General features: G+C 35.3%; 20 protein-coding genes. 6 read left to right on the forward strand and 14 right to left on the reverse strand.

Annotated elements, in window-relative coordinates; all coding sequences use genetic code 11:
- Positions 1 to 166: 166 nt before the first annotated feature.
- Positions 167 to 1,291 carry a serine hydrolase domain-containing protein gene (locus C1A05_RS08290; RefSeq protein ID WP_102027732.1) on the reverse strand — a complete coding sequence of 375 codons (1,125 nt, stop codon included), beginning with the start codon at positions 1,289 to 1,291 and terminating at the stop codon, positions 167 to 169.
- Between the two features lie 151 nt (positions 1,292 to 1,442).
- Between C1A05_RS08290 and C1A05_RS08295 the strand changes: the two genes are divergently transcribed.
- Positions 1,443 to 2,327, forward strand: a complete 885-nt coding sequence (locus C1A05_RS08295; protein ID WP_102027733.1) for a LysR family transcriptional regulator — start codon at positions 1,443 to 1,445, stop codon at positions 2,325 to 2,327.
- A gap of 563 nt (positions 2,328 to 2,890) precedes the next feature.
- Here the strand turns inward: C1A05_RS08295 and C1A05_RS08300 are convergent.
- From C1A05_RS08300 to C1A05_RS08315, 5 genes are all read right to left on the reverse strand, one after another.
- Positions 2,891 to 3,079, reverse strand: a complete 189-nt coding sequence (locus tag C1A05_RS08300) for a hypothetical protein (RefSeq protein ID WP_102027734.1) — start codon at positions 3,077 to 3,079, stop codon at positions 2,891 to 2,893.
- A gap of 92 nt (positions 3,080 to 3,171) precedes the next feature.
- Positions 3,172 to 3,342 (reverse strand): hypothetical protein, encoded by a 171-nt coding sequence (locus C1A05_RS18010; protein ID WP_159462034.1) that lies wholly within the window; start codon positions 3,340 to 3,342, stop codon positions 3,172 to 3,174.
- 1 nt (position 3,343) lies between these two features.
- Positions 3,344 to 4,327: a hypothetical protein gene (locus C1A05_RS08305; protein WP_102027735.1), complete on the reverse strand. Its 984-nt coding sequence runs from the start codon at positions 4,325 to 4,327 to the stop codon at positions 3,344 to 3,346.
- Positions 4,328 to 4,842: 515 nt separating this feature from the next.
- The gene (locus C1A05_RS08310) at positions 4,843 to 5,457 is read right to left on the reverse strand and encodes a hypothetical protein (protein ID WP_102027736.1); all 615 of its coding nucleotides are present in this window, start codon (positions 5,455 to 5,457) and stop codon (positions 4,843 to 4,845) included.
- A 73-nt stretch (positions 5,458 to 5,530) separates the two neighbouring features.
- On the reverse strand, positions 5,531 to 5,833 hold the full coding sequence (locus C1A05_RS08315; protein ID WP_102027737.1) for a DUF5316 family protein: 303 nt from the start codon (positions 5,831 to 5,833) through the stop codon (positions 5,531 to 5,533).
- A gap of 223 nt (positions 5,834 to 6,056) precedes the next feature.
- On the opposite strand from C1A05_RS08315, the gene C1A05_RS08320 reads away from it, so the two are divergent.
- On the forward strand, positions 6,057 to 6,497 hold the full coding sequence (locus tag C1A05_RS08320; RefSeq protein ID WP_102027738.1) for a VOC family protein: 441 nt from the start codon (positions 6,057 to 6,059) through the stop codon (positions 6,495 to 6,497).
- A gap of 150 nt (positions 6,498 to 6,647) precedes the next feature.
- Here C1A05_RS08320 and C1A05_RS08325 read toward each other — a convergent pair whose 3' ends face one another.
- The 7 genes from C1A05_RS08325 to lepB form a co-directional block, all read right to left on the reverse strand.
- Entirely contained in the window at positions 6,648 to 7,286 is a 639-nt protein-coding gene (locus C1A05_RS08325; protein ID WP_102027739.1) for an O-methyltransferase, read from the reverse strand.
- A gap of 30 nt (positions 7,287 to 7,316) precedes the next feature.
- Positions 7,317 to 8,063, reverse strand: a complete 747-nt coding sequence (locus C1A05_RS08330) for a phosphotransferase family protein (RefSeq protein WP_102027740.1) — start codon at positions 8,061 to 8,063, stop codon at positions 7,317 to 7,319.
- Between the two features lie 102 nt (positions 8,064 to 8,165).
- The gene (locus C1A05_RS08335) at positions 8,166 to 8,597 is read right to left on the reverse strand and encodes a VOC family protein (RefSeq protein WP_102027741.1); all 432 of its coding nucleotides are present in this window, start codon (positions 8,595 to 8,597) and stop codon (positions 8,166 to 8,168) included.
- A gap of 80 nt (positions 8,598 to 8,677) precedes the next feature.
- Positions 8,678 to 9,079, reverse strand: coding sequence for a nucleotidyltransferase substrate binding protein (locus C1A05_RS08340; RefSeq protein WP_159462035.1), 402 nt, complete (start codon positions 9,077 to 9,079; stop codon positions 8,678 to 8,680).
- A 34-nt stretch (positions 9,080 to 9,113) separates the two neighbouring features.
- A complete protein-coding gene (locus tag C1A05_RS08345) occupies positions 9,114 to 10,316 on the reverse strand; it encodes a YecA family protein (RefSeq protein ID WP_102027743.1) in 1,203 nt (400 codons plus the stop codon).
- Between the two features lie 244 nt (positions 10,317 to 10,560).
- Complete coding sequence (locus tag C1A05_RS08350; protein WP_102027744.1) at positions 10,561 to 11,133, reverse strand: sporulation initiation factor Spo0A C-terminal domain-containing protein; 573 nt, start codon at positions 11,131 to 11,133, stop codon at positions 10,561 to 10,563.
- 42 nt (positions 11,134 to 11,175) lie between these two features.
- A complete protein-coding gene (gene lepB, locus C1A05_RS08355) occupies positions 11,176 to 11,643 on the reverse strand; it encodes a signal peptidase I (protein ID WP_102027745.1) in 468 nt (155 codons plus the stop codon).
- A gap of 311 nt (positions 11,644 to 11,954) precedes the next feature.
- Between lepB and C1A05_RS08360 the strand changes: the two genes are divergently transcribed.
- The gene (locus C1A05_RS08360) at positions 11,955 to 12,410 is read left to right on the forward strand and encodes a hypothetical protein (protein ID WP_102027746.1); all 456 of its coding nucleotides are present in this window, start codon (positions 11,955 to 11,957) and stop codon (positions 12,408 to 12,410) included.
- Between the two features lie 41 nt (positions 12,411 to 12,451).
- On the opposite strand, the gene arr is transcribed toward C1A05_RS08360, so the two are convergent.
- The gene (gene arr / locus C1A05_RS08365; RefSeq protein WP_102027747.1) at positions 12,452 to 12,868 is read right to left on the reverse strand and encodes an NAD(+)--rifampin ADP-ribosyltransferase; all 417 of its coding nucleotides are present in this window, start codon (positions 12,866 to 12,868) and stop codon (positions 12,452 to 12,454) included.
- Positions 12,869 to 13,347: 479 nt separating this feature from the next.
- On the opposite strand from arr, the gene dptF reads away from it, so the two are divergent.
- From dptF to dptH, 3 genes are read left to right on the forward strand one after another with little or no spacing between them, the layout of a single operon-like run.
- Positions 13,348 to 15,645, forward strand: coding sequence for a DNA phosphorothioation-dependent restriction protein DptF (dptF, locus tag C1A05_RS08370; RefSeq protein ID WP_102027748.1), 2,298 nt, complete (start codon positions 13,348 to 13,350; stop codon positions 15,643 to 15,645).
- A 5-nt stretch (positions 15,646 to 15,650) separates the two neighbouring features.
- On the forward strand, positions 15,651 to 17,021 hold the full coding sequence (gene dptG / locus C1A05_RS08375) for a DNA phosphorothioation-dependent restriction protein DptG (protein ID WP_102027749.1): 1,371 nt from the start codon (positions 15,651 to 15,653) through the stop codon (positions 17,019 to 17,021).
- Complete coding sequence (gene dptH / locus C1A05_RS18275) at positions 17,002 to 22,278, forward strand: DNA phosphorothioation-dependent restriction protein DptH (RefSeq protein ID WP_234998422.1); 5,277 nt, start codon at positions 17,002 to 17,004, stop codon at positions 22,276 to 22,278. Before dptG ends, dptH begins: the two co-directional genes overlap by 20 nt.
- The last annotated feature ends 100 nt before the right edge of the window (positions 22,279 to 22,378 follow it).

Genomic DNA, 22,378 nt, shown 5'->3' on the forward strand with positions numbered 1-22,378 from the left:
ACGAATTGAAACATTAAAAAGTTGCATTAAACAAAAAATTTGAATCTGCACGCAAAAAGAAAAAGGAAACCTATAACAGAAAAGGTTTCCTTAAAATGTAAAATATAGGTGGTTTATTGTCGTTTGTCAATGGTAGTCTGTTTTATTTGCTATAAACACACCTCAACTATTTCTGAATCGAAGGAATAATATATTCTTCTAACAACGGATCCACATCCATCCCACTTGACGTTTGTACAACAACTAAATTTAAGTCTGGCACAATCACCATATACTGCCCGTATAAGCCCATTCCTCTGTAGGTGTTATAACCATTTATTTTCTTTAACCAAAAGAAATATCCATACTTATCTCCATCAAAATTACCGCCTGTATCTGAGTGTGGTTTAGTACTTTCTTCCACCCAACCTTCAGGGAAAAGTTGCTCACCATCCCATACACCGTCCTGTAAATACAGATAGCCAATTTTCGCAATGTCTCTTGGCTTCATCAACACCCCAGTACCACCGAATGATGTACCAGATCGATCGGACGGCCATTCAACATCATCCGCTTGTATTCCAAGTGGTTTAAAAAGGTGCTCTTGTGCATATTCTGACAAACTCCTATCTGATGCTTCCTGAATAATTCTTGAGATCACTCTTGCATCACCCGTACTATAATTCCAAGTACCCGGATTATCTCGTACAGGTAGATTTAAGAGAAAATAGGTTGGATCACTACCTTCCATGAATTCCTTCCACGTGCTAGATTCATAGAAATTTTCTTTAGTTTGCTCAGGAAAGTCAAGACCAGACTGCATGGTCAATAGTTGTTTTATCGATATGTCCTTTTTCCAATCATCCATATTGTCTATTTTGCTAGGATCTAAGTAATCAAATACATTATCCTCTACACTATTTATTATTCCTTTTTTAATGGAAATACCAACTAAAGCGGATGTTACACTTTTGGTTACAGAATAGATAGGATGCGGCGTTTCCACCGTATAATCACCACCATATTTTTCAGCTACAATATAACCATCCTTAACAACTACAAAGCCCTCCATGGGAATATTCTCTTCCTCAATATGTTGAAACATCTCGGATAATAACGTAGGATCCATACCGACGCTTTCGGGTATTGCTTCCTTCCATGATTCGGTTGGCCAGTAAGATCCAGAATCCGCATCTGCCTGGTCTGTTTCATCCCCTAACTCTTGATTTTTATATTCCTTGTTACTACATGCCACGCCCATCATAACGAAGAAGATTAATAGAATAATCAATAAATTATACCTACCCCTCATTTCCGTAATCCCCTTTCACCCGTATACATTTGATATTTGTTTATTATCATTTTTTTACTATTCTAAATATTGAACTTATATATGTAAAATATATATAATTAATAAACAATATAAATTTCGAGTATAAGGAGGGATTATTATTTTCGATTTATTGGAAACCTTCGTTGCTGTTGTCGAATGCGGCTCTTTATCTGATGCTGCAAAACGATTGCATGCTAATCAGCCTAATTTAACAGTCCGAATTCAAAAACTAGAAAGTCAGCTTGGAGTTGATCTTTTTGATCGGGAAGGGAAAAAATTAATTTTAAATCCGATTGGGAAGAGATTTTATGAGCAAACCAAGTCTCTACTACAAATGTACTCCGATATAAGAGGTGAGGTTGAATTATACAAACATCCGAATTTTGGTCATATCCGAATTGGTGGAGGCTTCCAAATTCTGTTGACTACTATGCCGCAGTTTTTAGTAAATTTCAGTCAATCTTATCCAAACATTACCTATGAAATAAACGAAATCGGCCCCTCCAAGGAAATTTATCAGCTCGTTGACCAATATGAACTTGACTTTGGATTGGTAGATACAAAGCATTTATTTGAAAAGATTGAAAGTATAAAATTAGGCATTCATACATCAATATGTTTAGTCGTCCCCATAAATAGTGTTTATGCAAAGCACACGGAAATAAATGCAGAGGATTTAAGTCAGCTAGATTTTATTGCCTTTAAAAAAGATACACCTATTCGAAAATATATCGAATCTGAGTTAGAAAATAATGATATATCCCTTTCTATTAAAATGGAAATAAATCATATTGAATTAATGATCAAAATGATTGAAATGGGAATTGGAGCAGCACTATTACCAATCTCAACAGGGACGAAAATTTTCGACAATAAAGAAGTGAAAGTATTACCTGTTAACGGCCTAGAATTTACCCCAAGACCTATCTACTTCATCTACAGAAAAAACAGGTTTTATCCGCCTTATCTATTACAATTTATGACGGAGATTCGAAGTTATTTCAATAATTTTTAACAATACGAAATACTATGGTGCAAGCAATTAGTTTTGTTTAACTCCTTAAAATATTTATTTAAGTTACCATCTCTAAATAATAAACTCATATTAAAGGTGAATTTATATCTTGTTTCCACCTTTTAAATGTCTTTGATACTCGATACTCTTTGTTACCCCTCCATACCAGAGGTTTCCATGATTCGCAAACACTCTTCTAAGCCTTGTTTAGCTGGTTGTTTATCACTCTCTTTGAACCAGCCAATTAGCTGCTTAAATATTTTAGACCAAAGTTTGGTGTTCAGTACATTTTATGTCTTATCTTTCAAGCCTTGATAAGACTGGGGGCACACCACATTTAGTATAGAGCCAGTTTATTAAATTTGAAGCAAAATAAAAAAGCGAACTTTGTAACAAACTGTAAGATAAAAAAATGTATCTTAAAAGCAGTTTGCTCCAAAGAGCACTTTGTTTGTAAAACACTGTAGAACGTATTAATAGGTCAGAAAATGTTATAAAGAAAATGATTTATAAGAATATTGTTCACATAAACAATTGCACGCGCAACATCTTTAAATTATACCTTATCTCTTTTCTTTGAAGTCATTCGGCCAATTTGGGATGTTTAATATGATTTCATTTTGCAAATGACCTACTATTGCTGAATAACGTCCATTTTTGGGACTTGGTTTCCCTTCACGAATTTCAATACCAGCTTTTTGAAGCTTTTCAATGATTTCTTTCTTATGACTGTTCTTATCTGTTCTTCCCATTAGAAATCACCTCATATTTCTTCTCCCCATATATAAGTATGTTTATGCAAAAAAGAGGACCATATTAACGGCCCCCCTTTAAATATTTATAATTAAATTTTTAATACTCTCTCTTCCTCTAAACTTCCAACTACAGCTGAATAACGTCCGTTTTTAGGTGTTTTCTTTCCATTGTGAATTGTTATGCCTGCCGCTTTAAGCCTATTAATTACTAAAGCTTTATTAGAATCCTGTTTTGTTATAACATTACTCTTTTTTGACATATCAATCACCCACCCTCTCTTTAGCTATATTATACACGTTTTCTAATTCATTTAAAAGTCCTTCCAAATTATCCTTTATGGCAGTTAAATTTTCATCCGCATCAGCATCTAGAACACTTGAATCTAACGCGATCAAGAAAATCCTTTTCTCATCACGAATTGTTACCATTTGTGTCATGTACTGGCGATCTAACTTTGCATTTTCCTTTGTATGTGTAAAAGTATAAGTAGTCCCTTTCAGAATTGCACCTCTAAAAATCCCTGTACGATAATGATCAAGTAATTTCCGCAACTCCTCTTCTTTATCACCTAATACCATATTTACACCAAATTCATTTTCTAGCATTTCAAGAGAAAGGTACATTAATGAACACAAAACAGCATCTTCTTGATCTAAATCATCAATTGTTCCCTTGCATAATTGATCATAAGCCGATAATATAAAATCCACTAATAATGTACCATCACCATCCTGTTCGAATAACTCCTTCGCTTGTCTAAACTGACGAACAATGGATGATTTACATTGATAATTATGTTGATGAATGGCGTTTATATTCTCACCCACAGTAACATCTCCGTCAATATATTTAGCGGTAAGTATCGTATTACCTCTCAAATTCTTCTCCGTAAATTGATACATCTGAATAGCAATTACATAAGGATTATTTTGTACAAACTTACTAAACACCATAGAAATGTTATCATCTAAACGATATTTACTTAACTGACTATTAGCTTGTATTAAAATTTCCATCTCTGATGCTAGTTTCGTCTCTAGGTTATCAATTTCTTCGTTTTTACCTTTGTTATAGTTTACTGAAAGATAGATAACAAAAGCAATTCCAGCAATCAACCAAAAAATTGAGATTCTACGATCATCTATTATAGGTTTTACCAAACTATTATATAATGCCTGGGCATTACTCGAGTTTTCAACCCATAGCTCATAATAAGCACAGAAATCGCAACAATACCGACCCAAATAAGTTTCCTCAACATCATCGTCCCCCCCGTTTATATCAATAAATATCTAATTATTTTCCATATCTCCCCAAAAAAAAAAGAAATATTATAGTCCTCCTTAGACTTATTTAAATCGAGGACTATAACAAATTATTCTTAAAGCAGCAAAGTTTATATCCGTTGATAAAGGTACTTATGCAACTAACACGGTACAAATTCAATCATTTACTAAACTTCTTTATCCATACCTTGGACCTTGGTAACAAATGATAATAATATAACCAAAATCATTTAAAGCATTGTGGATTGCTAAGGTCATATAAGAGTTTGTTGGGTCTGCTGGTAGTATAGTTAACTAGTTACTGTATGAATTAACTGGTTCAAAGGAATGGATGGGAGCATTATCCATAGTGCTCATATAGTCTGATAATTGACCTGTATGAACAGATTCATGATAAGCAATACGCAATAGCATATCTCCCTACAATCGAATCTTTCTATTTTGGAGTGTTAAATCAAAAAACAAATCTATATCTAATCAATAATCAACTCAATAAACGTTGCAAAATCTGAGGAATGACTCTCGGCTAGATATGTAGAAGTATAATCATTGAAAATAGCATGGATGATTTTAGATTCTCCACTGGACAATTCTACTCCGACTGCTTCTTTAAACACGTCCTCATTTTTAATTTTAAAGGAGATTGTCCCATTCTTAACATCTTCCATTGTGTGAGGTACGAAGGTAAAATGTTCATTGTTTACCGTAAAAACATATCCACCATGAGCCTCATCCAAGCTAACGGAACCAATTAATTCTAATTCGCCATTGAAAGCAATAATATACGATTGTATGTCCTCTCCCTGTTTCTCAATGTTAACGTTCTCCACTGTTAAACCGCTAACTTGGGTTCCTTCCATAACACTTCCCGGATTATATACACCTAATATTCTTGAGTCTTCTTGTTCTCCCATTTCTTCTATGGGCTTTTCCGCTTTATCCTGATATTTTTCCGTTGAAGATTGTTGTTGCACTTTTGGTTCACCTTCAAGTTCATTCCTAACTTTCTCTGATGAACTACTACTTTCCTTGCATCCTATTAATACAATGAGTATGCTTACACACAACAACATAAAAATGCGTTTCACATAAATAACCCCCAAAATTGAAAATGAAGTCAATAATTTATAATCAAAACACCAATAACCATGAGTAAATTAATCATCTTGACATGAAGCCGATTCCTAATAAAACGATTAATAAAATTAGATTTGGTGTGCTTATAAGCAAAAGCCGAATAACCCATTTGTTTTTGCTTTGTCGATCTACTTTAGTTTCTGTATGGTAATTTGCTCTATTACGATCTCCATCCACCATGGCTCCTGATAACAAGCCTGATAGTAGCAAAGGAATAAGTGCTGCAATCCCTATCAGTTTCAAAAATAAAACCCAGTCACCTGTCGTAGTACCAATAACGAGTGCAACAAGCGTAATAATCACACCAACACCAAGAGAATAAAGCAAAATATTTCCTCCTAATTTTGTAACATACATCATATACGAATTAGTGTGTATATTTGTTTCAATATTCAGCAAATTCCCTTACTCATTTACATCTTATATTTTGGTACAACAAAAGGTAACAATAAACAATGAATTTGAGTAATTTACCAAGTTTAAAAACAATCTCTATTTGCTTAAACTTAATGATAAAATCAATTTAAAAGGAGTCTAAGGAGGAAAAAAAATGAACTCAAAACCCAATCTCTTACCAAGAGGTCATCACACGGTTGCGCCATACATGATTATTAAGGATGCAAACAATGCTATTGCGTTTTACAAAAAAGCATTTGGAGCAGAGGAAATGTTACGCTTAACATCCCCAGACGGAAAGGTTCGACACGCCGAAATCAAGATTGGAGATTCCATCATCATGCTTGTGGATGAGTATCCGGAGCACTCGATTATGCGAAGCCCGGTAACCCTTGGGGGAGCATCAATGCATCTTTTTCTTTATGTGGAGGATGTAGACGCCCTTTTCGCACAAGCGATTGATGCTGGAGCAAAAGAACTAATGCCTGTAGAAAATCAATCTGATGGTGATCGCCGCGGAGGAGTTACCGATCCATACGGACACATTTGGTGGATTGCAACACATATAAAGGATGTGCCGCTGACTGAAATGTGAGCACGATGTATTTCACACCAATTTGCTAATCAAAAAAGTGAAAATCAAACAGTCGCACTAATAAAATCTATTTGAAGAGGACAAACAAAATTGTACTTTTTCATATAAACCGCACCATTTATCCATCCTCCATCTTTCTACTTGCTTATCTTACTTTCTCACTCTCGAAATAGTCAGCCCATCTCCAATTGGCATAAGAACCGATTCTAATTGGGGATGATTCGCAACTGTTTGATTAAACCTTTTCATGAATTCCGTATGTTTTGTGGGTTCTGCTGAATCATCTGCAACAGTACCTCGCGCTAGTACGTTATCACAAACGATGAGGGCCCCATTTTGCGCTAGTTTAACACAATAGTTCAAATAGCTTTCGTAATTTTCTTTGTCAGCATCAATGAAGAAAAAGTCGAATTGCTTCTCTTCACCTACAAGCTGTTCTAAACTTTCCAAAGCCGGTCCCACCATATAGGAAACTTGGTCACCAAAACCGGCTTTAGCTAAATTGTTATGGGCCAAGTCTGCGTATCTCTCCACTAATTCCAGAGAGGTTAATTTCCCATCTCTACCTAATCCTCTCGCAAGGCAAATTCCACTATAGCCCCCAAGCGCCCCTATTTCAAGCACATGTTTTGCTCCTGAAATAGATACAAGCATGGATAAAAGCTTCCCAGTTGATGGGGATACTGAAATGGAGCGCATTCCATTTTCTTTAATTGAACGAAGAACTTCCTCTAAAATTGGATCTTGGTTATAAAATACGGAATCAATATATTTGTTTATTTCCTTCATTCCGTTCACTCCTTTCAAGCTTAATTGACTTTATTCCAGACTGCTATTCACAATCTCCATTAGTTGCTCCGCATTATCAGAGGATACCTGTTCCGATAACCTTGCCGCTGCTATAATGGGAGCCCACTGCATTACATCCGACTCCAATACTCCACTCCTTTCACAATAGAGTCGTAAATATGTTTCGGCTAGTTCAGTTGAAAATTGGTAATATAGTAGATACGTTCGATAAATATCCCCACGAATATCTCCGCTACTTGCATCAACCCAATCCAAAATAACTACACGATTATCACATTTAATCAAATTAAATAAATGAAAGTCCCCATGGCAGAGCCTTTTCTCATAGGACATGGATGTTAATTTGTTCAACAGAGATGCTTTTTGCCTCGGATTGATGCACGTTAGCGACTCAATTTGTCGGGTTAGTTTATCTTGCATTGATTCGATGCTATCTGGAATAACGCTATGTATTTTACGTTGCATATCGATAGAAAGATTTAGGTAGAATTCTAACCTTTCCTTATCACGAAAAAACAAATCTCCTAAAGTCTCACCCTTAATATATTCCATCATAATCGCTTGTTTTCCATTTATTTTCGTAACTTCTAAAATCTTCGGTACAGGAAGTCCGCAAGAGTAGGCATATTCTTGCTTCGTTGCTTCTTTCATAGATTCCGTATTTGGTAAAGCATCGTGAAAAACTTTTACAATTTTGTTCTCCACCAAATAAATTTCCGCCGTATTCCCTGTAGCTATTGGATACCCTAAATGCACTGGATTCTCCCTCCCCACTATTACAAACGTCCACTCACTTCAATTAATCACGAAAAAATGGAGCTTTTCTCCATCTTGAAGAAAAGCTCCGTTTTGAAAAAGTTAGTAGGAAATCATTGCACCACGTTCATCAAATACTGATGATGGGTTCCAAGCAACCTCCCACAGGTTATTTTCTGGGTCAGCAAAATATGCTGTTCTTCCTCCCCAGAAAGCATCACTTGGTTCTCTTACAATTTTCCCACCTGCTTTTCGGATTTCTTCCATAGTGTCATCTACTTCTTGAGGCTCATTTACATTAATTGCAAACGTAACACCACGATAGGTATCGGTAGCAAGACTCATATCAATTCCTGCGTCCTTTGCTAGTTCTTCGATTGGGAAAATAGAAAGCATCACACCAGCTGTTTTAAAAGATGCATAGTCATCTGAACTAAATTCTGTTTCCTCCCAACCAAGGCCTTTATAAAAGGCACGAAGCGTAGGCACATGAACTGCTCCTATTGTAATTAAACTAACACGTTGCATGACCATATTGGATATCCTCCGATACGTGTATTTTATCCATTATGTATTTCGATATCATCTGTTCGTATTCCTGCTTTAACGAGGGCTTAACGTATCTCCTTCAATCTCTCCCAAAAATACGTAAACTCAGGTATATAGGTTTCCGTAATGTCATAAATCAATTCATCAAACAACATTTCATTTTTATGAAGAAATAAAGGCAACTTCTTACGGTTTTCTACTTTATACCATGTATGCGAATCGCGAATAATCCCTTCCCCTGCCAATTCCTTAACAGCTAGGTGATAATCCTCTGTAAATCTCTCTTTTGCTTCTAAGTAAGCAAACATCACCCGATTCGCGAGATTAAATGCAATCTCAAAATAATGAATATACCCTGCCTTCTCTAGGTTGTTTTCAAATATCCGATCCTTAACATGATTTAACTCTATGAATGCTTTATCGTAGTTATCAAAAATCTGTCTCCAGCGAATTTCGTTGTCATTCATCATTATTCTCCTTTACCGGCCAGTTCTATGATTTCTATTTTCCGCAGCATTTCTTATATTTCTTTCCACTCCCGCATGGACAAGGATCATTCCGTCCAATCTTCTTACGACTAGCAAAATCGATAACATTCGAGTCCTTAGATTCTTGTAGCTCCCGCTTCTTCCTTACCTCAATAGGTGTATATCCCTTTAACATCCACATACGTGTGTTATTATGGAGTACGGCTACTTTATCAACTAACTCTTGCAAAAATTCCATCGTTGGACTTTCAAATATAATTTGTAAAAATTCGATTCCCTCATTTAAATTTTCGCCATTCTTCACTATACAAATAAGCTCCGCTGTTATTCCATCCAGATCCTTTTGAGAAATCTCATAATAGTCATGAATGAATTCCATAAATGCTTTAACTTCAGGTGTTTTCTCGATAAAATTTGGTGCACTCGCTTTCCGTAACTGCTGCTTCGTAAAAGGATAATAATCGATTTCATCTCGTTGTAACTGTGCATCTAGTAAAGCTCTTCCATCGTCAACATCTAAATGAATATATCCCGCGGTTTGATTTTCAATCCATCCATAATAATCGATAGACGATGATAGAACCTGATGAAAATGGATATTATCTTCTACCTCTATCCCGTAGCGTCCAAGCAAGAGTTTTAGTTGCGTTCTAGCTAATATTCCGTAATAAAATAGCATCCCGTACGACAATTGAATCCATTCGGTATTGCGTTTTATTACTTTTTGAACATCTTGATTGTCTACCTTTAAAAAACGCTCCTGTAACTCCGTTGGCATAACAAGGACTTTACGTCCCGCGTGTATAGCAGGAAATAGTATTCCACGTTTCCAAAATGACTCCACTTTCTCTAAGGAAAACGTATCTTCTATTGGTACAACACCCTGATTATGTGCAGCCTTTTTTAGTAACCTATACCGTTCCTCGTCTAGGAGGAATAATGTATCGAATAGCTTTTCTGGTATTATCTCCGTAAGTTTCTTGATCAACTGTCCCTTGTTTAAACTGCTTAACCCTACAAGGTTTAGTTTCCTTCGAATATCATTCAAGTCATCCTTTGTTAGTCGTTCCAATCCATTCTGTAAACCAAAAGGCAAGGTTATCTCTTGCCAATATTTCTTTTCCTTATAAGCACGCATTCTTTCCTCTTCCGCTTCTAAACCTATGAAGATGTCTTCAATCGCTTCTCTTAATTCTCTATCCTGCTTATCATCCATTAGCTTTCACTTCCTTCTATTTGTATTCCGCAACAGCATTCAATCTTTATTTCTAGTATAAACAAAACCGTAATAGATAGAAACAGTAGCCAATAAAAAAGAACTAGCCGAAATCAACTAGTTCTAGCAACGTGAAAGTTTGAATAGAAAAATCTATTATTGATAATAAGCTTATCAAAGTAATCGGAAAGAAACATTTGCTTCGGCCATAGAGCATATCAGAAACGGCACCATATAACACAAATCACGCTTCCTCATCCATGACCTCCTCCCTATTTCGAAACGATCCAAGTTCCTCATCCATCCTAATCTTCTCTGCAATCATTGCGATAAAATCAGAGTTGTTCGGTTTTTCATTTTTCATATTGATCGCGTAACCATATAGCTTGGAGAACCCTTCCGCACTCCCCCTGCTCCATGCGACTTCGATAGAGTGCCGAATCGCACGCTCCACACGACTTGAGGTGGTATTGTATTTCTTTGCAATTGTAGGATATAACACCTTCGTGATTCCCCCAAGTAATTCCCGATCCTCATAAACCATATAAACGGCATCCTTTAGATAATTGAATCCTTTAATATGAGCTGGTACCCCAATCTCATGAATGATGCTCGTAATTCTTACTTTTACATCGTTCGGTTTAGGTGCATTTTGTGACGTTGTGTCTATTTGTAAAGTTTTCAACAAAAGCTCTTTTAATTCCTTTACTTCTCCGCGCAGCATCCTAAGCTCCGATTGATAGTTTAAATCAAGCCCACAAATGTGGCAGAAGTTCGCTTGCTCTATTACTTTCGTTAGGCATTTTGGACAATGCATTTTTTTCCCTCCCTAGTAAACGTATTCTATCTTTTTAAGAGATTAATCATTCATAACTTTCCCCTCAATTTGATCCGAGGTTATAAACCCTAATCCGTTACGGCTATCCTTACTAATCATTGCATTATCCCCAATGACAAAATAAGAGTCCTCGGGTATGATGACTTCTCCAAAATCACTTATTTCCTCACTTATATACTCAGCCTCGATCGGTTTCCCATCTATATAAATCTCGCCATTTTCAACGAGAATCGTCTCGTTAGGTAATCCAATTACCCTTTTCATATAAGTTGATTCCGCATTCTTAAAAACGATAATATCTCCCCGTTTTACCTCGTTTTTCTTATAGTAAGATTGGTCTACATGTAACACATCCCCGTTTTCAAATGTCGGATACATGGACTCCCCTTCCGCTTGATACCTAACTGTTTCACTTTTCCCATTGTCAGAAGCTTCCGCATTGCATCCGATTAAGAATAGAATTGTTATAAGACAAATTAACTTTTTCAAATCTAGTACCTCCAATAGTAGAATAGATAATGATTATTGCTAAATTTAGAGAATATTTTGCTAAAACTTTTTAAATAATACTAATATATCATAAGTTTTATATTTTTGAGATAACGGGAAGGATTAACTGTTCTTGGTAAACAGAAGAATGTAAAGAAAACAAAACTACTATTTTAATAAAAATAGTAGTTCAAAATGAAATCCTTTCTACATTCCAAATGGAAAAGAATTTTGGGAAAATTAACTTATATATGGTAAAATAAGTTAATTGTGTTTTTTGATCTAACAGAGATAAGGGAGAACGTTAGTTAATGTTTATATTGTTATCCGTGTTGAGTCCAATTATATACTTTATTTTAAAAAAGAAGAAGACAGGTTTTGTTAACCTATTAGCAGTTATTTTACTACTTTTTAACAGCGTAAATCTTCTAAAGTACATCGGATCAGGAATGGATGTTAGCCTTGAATACGCAATATGGATAGGCTCTATTTATTTTTCTGCTGGATTTACTCTAGTAAGTTTAACTTTACTTTACATAAAAATCACACGCTTAAAAACGTATTCTATTATACTATTTAACAATTTATTTAGTTTAGCAGCTAGCCTTTTCCTTGAATATTTAGATGCCAAATTTAAGGATTTTGATATAACGTTATTCGTTATAGACCGTTTCCTACCAACCTATTTCATTATCTTCATAATAGTTGGTCTTGTACATCTATTGTTCAGTTATAATAAGGTAAATAATAAAGAAAAGGAGCGTTGAATTGTTACTCAACGCTCCTTTTCTTTGTTCGCTTTTAAGGATTAATCATATATCACATTTTTCCCTTGTTCACTTAACTTTTTTAAAGAGGTACGCATTTGATTTATTTCTTCATCAGAATGTCGTTCCCATGAGCCTAATTCAGCTACTATTTTCAAAGGAGATTTAGATCGATAAGAACGAGTTGGGTTTCCAGGAAATCTCTTGTCCGTTACGTTCGGATCATTTTCAAACTCTCCTAATGGCTCCACAATATATATCCGTTCACTTGCATTAGACCTTGCTAATTCAGCCCCCCATTTAGCGGCATTTAATGTTGCAGTAAAATATATATAATTCGATTTTTTATCTTGATAATTGGATAAGTGTTGAGGTTCTAATAAATCTCCAATTTTCAGTTCGGCTTTCGTACCATGAAAAAAAGGTCCTTTATCGAGGACATCTGTTTTGTTATTCATACCCATACACTCCTTATATTTTAATTTGTGCATTACATTAACAGTATATTATGGAAATATAAAAAGAGTAGTCTATAAATAGCTTGTGAGACGTGGTAAAATGGAAGTAGAGAGAAGGATAACAAGAGAAAACAACAAAAATGCGCAGAAATTTTCTGCGCATTTTTTGTTTAATCGTTAATATTGATGTTTATTAAAAGATGGAAATTGCCTTTCATTTACAAACGAAACACAAGATTTTTATTACATTGTAAAAATGTCCTCTTAATATCTCTACTATTTCTCTCCAATCCGAATAATTCCCATCTAATATGTCTAAGATAAGTTAATAGACTTAATATCCTTCAAATCTACTATAACCACTGAATTCCTATAGGGAAATATGTTATAATTAATTAGCATTATTTGTATTTTCCTTCTATTTACATTGCAGACTAAATTATTAATATAAAAGTTTTAAAATTAAACGGAGGTCAGTTATGGGAAAGCAAGAATACGCATTTGCATTTGTTCAAGATGTAAATGACGAATGGGCAAAAATTGCTAGAGACTTTGAAAAATTGTTATTCACCGATATGGAAGCCGCTTTAATGAAAGCGAGAAAACTAACTGAGTACCTAATCAAGGAAGTCTTTCAAAAGGAAGATATGGACTATCCCGAGTTTGAAAAGCATGCTGTACGAGTGATGCTCCTAAAGGAATCAGGAGTTATTAATGAAGAATTGTTTAAGGCTTTTGATCGAATAAGAAGAATGGGAAATACAGCCGTGCATGATAAAAAAACAATCCCTTTCTCCGACGGATTGAAAGTCCATTTTAATTTATATACGTTATTTAAGTGGTATGCAGAATCTTATATAAGCTATGATTTTGTCGTACCTGAATATCAAGATCCAAAACCAGAAAATATGGAAGCGCAAGTAGATAAGCGAATTAAAGAAATTTTGAAACAATATCTACCAAACTACTTAGAACAAATTAATATCACTGCTGCCTCCAATGATGAAAGTAGCTCTCAAGAAGAAAATGTCTACGATGCTACACAGGACAGTGATATGCCAAAACTACATGGTTCTCGATTACTTTATCAATTAAATAAGCTTCGAGAATCTTCTCAGGATGCGGTTGAAGGATACAAGGGTCTAAGTGCCTTTAAAAAGTACCTTCATGTTAAGCGACCAATTGAAGAAAAGTTAGAAAACCATGTACACAATAGTGTAAACGAAAGTGGCAGTAAGTTAATATTCCTTTGTGGTAGTGTTGGTGATGGAAAATCCCATCTCCTAGCTCATTTATCCTCTACCATGCCGGATATAATGGACCAATTTAAAATACATAATGATGCAACGGAAAGCTTTGATCCCAAAAAGAATTCATTAGATACACTAGCCGAAGTACTATCTGCCTTCTCGGACGAAAATATTGACTCAAGTAATGAAAAGAGGATCTTAGCGATTAATTTAGGTGTATTACACAATTTTATTGAATCACCATACGCAGATGAACAATACCGTAAGCTTAAGGAATATGTTATGAACGCCAATGTCTTTGATGTAAATGCCATTACTACACCAGATGATAGTCAGCATTTTGCATTGGTGAACTTTGGAGATTATAAGTCCTTTGAGCTTACTCCTGAAGGCCCGAAATCGGATTATCTTTCTGAGCTATTCCAACGTATTACAGAGCAAACTGAAGAGAATCCTTTTTATAAAGCCTATCTAAAGGATAAGGAAGAGTTAAAAGTAAACCCATTACTCGTAAATTACGAGATGTTTTCTAGTAAATCCGTACAGGAGCAAATCATTCAACTTATTATAAAAATGGTTATTCAAGATAAAGTGATTGTTTCTTCTCGGGCACTATTAAACTTTATTTATGACATTCTCGTTCCTACATCTTTAGATGAGATTCGAACTTCCGACTTTGTAGACATGCTAGAAAGTCTTTTACCTAATCTCTTATTTGAAGGAAAGGAGAAATCTCATTTTCTACGTATGATTGCGAATCATGACCCTATACATACTCGGGTTAAAGAAATCGACGAAAAGCTGATTAGTCTGCACAATACAGGCAGCTATTATATTTTCTTTAGAGATGTCATTTATGATCAAGCTGCTCAAAACTGGATTAATTTACTAGAACCTATTGAAGAAGTAGGCTTGTTAGATAAAGATACGAAAAGAGAATTAAGTGAGCTATTCATCCGCTCTACTTTTCTTTATGAATCTCATTTGCAACAAGCATTTCGAGATAATGTGTATGAAAACTATGTGAAATATTTATTTGCCTATAATACAGACAAAAAACCAATGCTACAGGATTTGTATTATGAAATTGAAAGAGCCATTTATCTTTGGAAAGGAAGTCCAAAGGCGAATTACCTATACATTGATAAAGAAGGAAATGGCATTCGTATCGCAGAGCCATTACAGCTAAGAAAAGCACCGCTTACGATAAAGACAGAGAGTGATGAAATTGTAGAACGATTTACAACAACCCTATTCTTAGGATTTAGCTGTGTACCGATTACTGAGATTCATAAAGTGGAGATTGACTTGCCTCTCTACCAGTTAGTGGTTCGGGTTCTAAATGGCTATCGATTAAACAAGAAGGATAGAGAAAATTCTATCCAATTTATTGATTTCATTGATAAATTGCTTCCTTATGGTGGCCAACAAAATGAAGTACTAATAAAAGACTTAGAACATAAACTATCTTTCCATTTAAGATATGATCCTGACTTTGAAGCCTACTCATTTAGTAAGGAGGTTTAAACTTCATGAGTACTCTACAAGAATTACGAAACGCATTAAATATTAAAGAAAAAAATGGAAAACGAATCTTAAAGCATAACATCAATAAACGGGTACAGCTCTTACCCTTTCAAACAAGAAATCCAGAAAGGGCAAAATTTAAAAACGGCTTCCAACCTGTTCTAGGGCAATTTTTCCGCAATATTGAAAAGGTAAAATATGACCTAGAGATGGATAAGGAAGAAATTATTCGCAACATGGTTTCCGAAGTACAACTGGATAAACAAGACCAAAAGCATTTAGAGCGTATTTTGGAGGACTATTTATTTAAGGGCAATTCTATAAGACTCTTCCATCCTATCATGTTTAAATATATCCCTTTAACTAATACCAAGGAGTTACAAGGTGAAGAAGAGATTGCTCAATATATTTACGACGCCCTATTAAATCGGGATTCTAGTAAGTTTGAGGAAATTTTGAAGCTTCAAGACAATGATCATGTGTTAGCAAGGCTCATCCATGATCAAATGCCGAAGCTAGCAAAAAATGAGAATAATAAAAAATTTAATCCAACATTGCCGTTTATACAGGAGCTATTTCAGAAGGATTTAGAAACATTATTATCTAACCGAGATTTCTTTATGAATCATATTAATCTATTTCTAGCTTATTATTATTTTTATTCAATAACTCAATTAACATTGAAAATGAATAAGTTTGAGGAAATGGATGTCACCTCCACTACCCCAATTTATTACAATTTGGATTGGGAATCGACAAATCGAAATCGTCAAGCTGTTACTACTGGTTTCAAGATCATTACAGACAATGCGAGGAAGCTTTTGGATCATGCGAATACATTAGAGCACTTGAATTTTATTTTGGATACAGAAAATTTATCTTATCCAGAACTAGTGGAACGGTTTGAAAAATTAGATTCGGATGAACAAGCTAAAATTTTGAATGACCTGTATGACTGGACATTAGAATATACCGAAATCGTTTTAGGGAATCAAAATGAGATTGAGAAGAAGAATACACTACCAGAAGCATATCGACAGCTACATCAACAATTAACTCGTGGGTTATCAAAAGAAACCAAATACCGTTACGCTCTAGCAATCAATGAAATTGGAAGAGTGTACTTTTTGAAAACAAGAGGTTCTCTTGGAAATACGTTAAACGTAACCCAAGACTTCTTAATTCTTTTAACTGCGTTAGCCGTTAACAAGGAAGAGAAGATTTCTTTAAAACAACTATTTGTAGAATATGAAAAACGTGGTGTTTTCTTTGATCGATATTCGAAGGAAGAAATTATTGAATTATTTAACAAGTTGAATCTTATTGAGAAAAAAAGTGATAGTGGTGATGCACAGTATGTTAAACGAATTTTATAACTATATGGCCAAAAAATTAATCACGTTCCTTAAGGATCAGAACGTTCAACGCGGGGAACGATTCTATCTCCAATTTGATGAAGAAAAGCATGTACAGGATTTTTATGCAACGTTAATGGACATGCCAGAGGCGGAAATATTTGAATATCAGCACGAAAAAGGATCTCCATACAAAACGTTTGCCATCAAGGTTGGCAAGGTGAAGGTTGTAGTTGGAGCTACCATTAATGACATTACACCAGATTTTCTTGTTACCATTCGTAATCTTGTTAGTGAACAAGAGGGCAAATGGGAGCGTACTGCCTTAATCGTTATTTCCCATCTATCTCTTGATAGTATTCAAGGCGGTAGTAAAAACCTGCAGCAAAAGGGTATGCCTTTTAATATTCAAAGTATTACAGATTATATTAAAGAGGAACTTGATTATAATGAGGTCCTTTCTACCGCAGAAAAGGAAATCATAAAGTTTCACCTTGATCGAAAGCTTGAGGAATTCGTTATTCAAACCTCTATCTGGGATTATGCCGAGGTCATTTCTCTAATAAACAAAGGAACTATTGAAGAAAAGGACTTTAAAGAGCTTTACCTTTTCCCTGATAAAGAATTAGGTAAGGACTCCTATATTAAGCCGTCTGATATAAGAGCTCGATTGCAGGAGAATAATCGTTTATTCGAGCAAGTGAAACGGATACACGACTACGAGACCTTTGATACAGAATTCGAAGGAAAATTTGATGAAAAAATGATACCAAAACTAAAAAGAGATGACTGGTATCAGAATCAATTCGCTCCAGTTCGGGAAGCACACAACAATGTAAAAAAAGCACTAGGTTATATAAGCAGTGAAACCAAAAAGCTTAATAAACATGTAGCTTACTGGGAGCGCCCGCATGCGGACACAAAAGCAGGAAATAGAAAAAGACATATTATTGTCTTTAATGATAAGCAAGCAGATTCGATTGAAATGCAATTCGAGTTTGATGATTTCTTAAGAAAACAGTTTGTGAATCAATTAAGTGAGAAGTATACAGTAGCTAGTGGTAAAAAATTAAAGGTTACCCTTCCTACTACGGAAGAGATTGATTTTTATCAAATTAAATATAAGCATAACAAGGAAAATCAGTCTGCTTATGAATTTAACTTCTGTATTGTACCTTTTTCCATGGACATGCTGGAAGGCATTGAACCATTCTTTGAGGTGCGCGCAAGAGGCTCTGAAAAAGGATTATTCTTAAAATACCAGGGTGAAAAAATCTCTATTGGTTCTGGTGAGAATGTCGTTGAACATACAATCAATGAAGCATATGAAACCATTCATAAGGAAGAGAACCAGCAGCTATTACTTGATGTAGAGGCCGGTGCTTGGGATGATGATTCCTTATCCTTTACAATTGAAATCCATGATTTATACCTTCAGTTTCAATTAAAAGATACGGATACAAAGGCTTATCCTATTCAGCCAAAACGTGTTTGGAAATTAAAAAGAGAACGACAAGAGCATTTTTATTTAGAAAATGATCGCTTACGTGCAGGCACGAATACATATTATCTATATGAAGATTACAAAGCATTCCTTCTATTGGAACAGGATTGGGTAGAAAAGAACTACTATTATATGAATCATGACGAGATTGTGGAAGACTTCCAACTGCCGGATGCGGTTCGAGAGACGTACGATGCTTATTTGGATTATTTCCGTAAACAGAAACGAATTCCTAGCTTAAGCTATATGGATAAGGAGCTAATGCCACTAGCGCGAGATTATGTAGAAGCGGTAAAGAATGAAATTCAAGCAATTGAGGAACACTCCCTGCTTCGACAAGAACAAAAGAATTTATTTAAGCTCGGTACTATTGTATCAAACGGAAAGATTTGGTTATCTCCCCTTCACCCATTAAATGTTGCATATCAACTTAATTTGACAAGCACCATTCAGGATGAAGAATTAGATAACCCCATTCTCGATCGATTGCATCCACAGAATCTATTACCGTTTCTTTATTCACAGCAGGACGAGCTCTATCGTCCAAGTATGGATGCACAGTACGCAGAATGGTATAAATATGAGCCTGAAAAACTAATTACAGTTGGGACAGCAAATGAATTTTTAGCGAACGTTGTAGAAGAGAAAATAAAACAATATATCTCGCACTTTGATTATCTATTTTTAGAAAGTGCCAACTCCCCTCTTCTATTAAATATTATAGAAATTCATAATGATAAAGAAGTGGTCCGAGGCATTTTTAGCTTTTTAAAGAAACGTTTAGAAGCGAACGGCCGAAATGGGTTAATTCCTATCGAGGTTGCCTTATACCGAGATAATGTGGAATCCATCAGCTCGTTTGAACTATTATCTACCTTACAGACTCCAGCTGAAATCGAAGCAGAATTCAATATTAATTTAAGCTCGAAGGAATTCGATTCAGTCGATGTCTTAAGGATGATCAGAGAAAACATTCACTATTTTAAAAATGACCTGACACCAGATACAGAATTCCAATATGCACATATTTCGTTTTTCAAGCTGCCGAATCAGGACATCGACGCATCACACGAGGTTCATAAAATGGAAACAGGAATTGCATTAAATGGATTGCTCTCCTCTGTTGTTTCCATTTCAAGTGGCTCTGATTATCGGTCTGGTTTTGGTTTACTAAATGCACCAACAGATTCTACTAATTCATTAGTAGATATTGCTGCATGCTACAACGAATTGTCTTATAACATGCAAAACGAAGGAAAGAATTCCTATAGCAAAAACAAATCTATTGTAATGAGCACATCAACAGAGGCAAAAAGCTTGCTAGAAAGATTATATCAAGCTTCTTCCTGGGTTACCTTTATTGATCCTGGTGTAGATTTGGACTTTTTCCAAAAATCAAGTCAAAATTTATTGGTTATTCATTATAACGACCAGCACACTTCATCAGATCGCTATGATGCCATAACGGTGACAAACAAATCCAATCAATATAAGAAAGTCATTACCGATTATATTAAGGAAAAAGTTAGTGTAACACCGAAAAATATTGATTTGGCTATTAAGTCGTTTAACTCTATTAATGGGGAATGGCTACTAAGCATTATCGGAAGCAAAGGACATCTAGCAAGAGAAAAAATTAGTCTTGTAGCTGCTATGAAGTTTCTTGAGAATTACTTATACCATCCGAATATTACTTGGATTCCTGTATCACTAGAGGAAATTCTTCGTGTCGCTTCCGCTATTAAGCTAACCAAAAGCGAAGGTATCTTCTCTACGAAGAACTTGAGCTCTAGTGGAAAGCATAGTGATGATATATTAATGATGGGCGTGGAGAAAATAGAAGAGCAGCTATTTCTTCACTTCTATCCAGTAGAAGTGAAAATAGGCAGACTTCAAACGAAGAAAGCAAACATACAAATTAAGAAAACAACGAAGCTATTCAAGACATTTTTAGTAGATGAGCCTGGTGAGGCGAGCTTTAAGAAAAGCTTCTACCGAAATTTCTTTGCGCAAATTTTGTTATCGAATGCTAAGAAGCTTCATTCCAATGGTCTTTGGTCAGATGAAAAGTACGAGGGAATTCATGCACTAAAACCAAAGCTGTTAAACGATGACTTCTATATTGGCCAGCATTTAGAAGGCATTATCGGACAAAGCGCGGTATTAACATTCCGTAAAGATCATGGCTTCCGATCCGCCCATATTGAGGATAATACATTAAAGCTTACTTTCATTGAAGAAGATGCATATGTCGGTTTAGCAACAGATATGGAAGAAATTCTGGATAAAATGCAAAAAGGATACATGGACTTTGTACCAGAAAAAATGCTATTCACAATGTATGAACCCGCAAATTGGGAGGCTTTATCTGAGCAGATCGATCATAATGAGGAAATACTAGATCAGACATCTAATGAAGCTACGATTTTAGATGAAGAAAACGATGAGTTCATAGAGGAAGACAGTGTTAATGGGGTACAGTATCAAATAGAGGAAGAACATGAGATTGCAGCAGAGGATACTACTAATTATGTAACAGGAAGCACTACAGATACCGAAGAAACTCAAACCAATTCAGAGCCTAAAGTGATAGAGGCAATGGAAAACGATACGAATTACGAATCTGACTCTAGCACACAAGGAATAGAGCTTGAGAATATTCGTATTCCAATCGGTAAGCTTCATGGTTCCAACCATATGATTAATTGGGAATTTGGCAACCCTGGCTTACCAAATCGACACTTATTTATTACAGGACGTTCTGGTCAAGGGAAAACATATTTTATCCAATGCCTACTTGCTGAGCTTGCACAGCATGGTATATCGAGTATGATTATTGATTATACAGATGGTTTTAAAAGTTCTCAGCTTGAGGATGAGTTTAAAGAGAACCTAGGGGACAACTTAGAGCAATTTATCGTATTGGCGAAAAAGTTCCCAGTAAACCCATTTAAACGAAATCTAAAAGAGCTAGATGTTGGTGTTACTGTTAAGGAAGATGATTCAGATGTGGCGGAGCGGATAAAGAATGTCATAAGCTCCATATACACAACACTTGGACCACAGCAATTAAATTCTATTTATCAGGCTGTTATGAAAGGAATGTCCCTTCACGATGAACAAATGAACTTAAGACTACTTCGTGATTACTTAGAGGAAGATGGATCTGGTCCTGCCAAAACAGCATTATCTCAGATGAATTTATTGATTGATAAAAATCCATTTGAATATAAGGAAAACTTTGACTGGTCCTTCCTAGAAAAAGAAAAAGGAAAAGTGTTTATTGTTCAATTAACTGGATATACACCAGATGTTCAGAAGATGATTACAGAGTTCATTCTATGGGATTTATGGTATTACAAATTACAGCATGGTAATAAAAACTTACCATTCCCTGTCATCCTTGATGAATCTCAACGTCTTGATTTTAGCGGCGATTCTCCAAGCTCTAAAATACTTGTAGAAGGAAGAAAATTTGGTTGGTCCGGATGGTTTGCAACCCAATTCTTAAAAGGCGGATTTTCAACCGATCAAGTAAACCGTCTACAAAATGCAGCCATGAAAATATACTTCGCACCAATGGAGAATGAAGTATCTTCTATCGCATCCAACATTACTCAGGATGCATCTGAACGAAAAGAATGGGAAGCTCGGTTAAATAATCTGAAGAAAGGACAATGTATTGTATATGGTCCTGTCTTAGATAAAAATGGAGACCTCTTACCTTCTAAGCCGTATTTGGTAGATATTGTGCCTTTTGGGGATAGAGATTAATTTAAAAAAGACTCTGCTTTTAGAATAATACCCCAAGAGTGATAGTAATTCATACTCTTGGGGTTGAATTTACTCAACTTGCTGTTAGAGATAAATGACA

The organism is Salirhabdus sp. Marseille-P4669, from assembly GCF_900240405.1.
Taxonomy (GTDB): domain Bacteria; phylum Bacillota; class Bacilli; order Bacillales; family Alkalibacillaceae; genus OEQK01.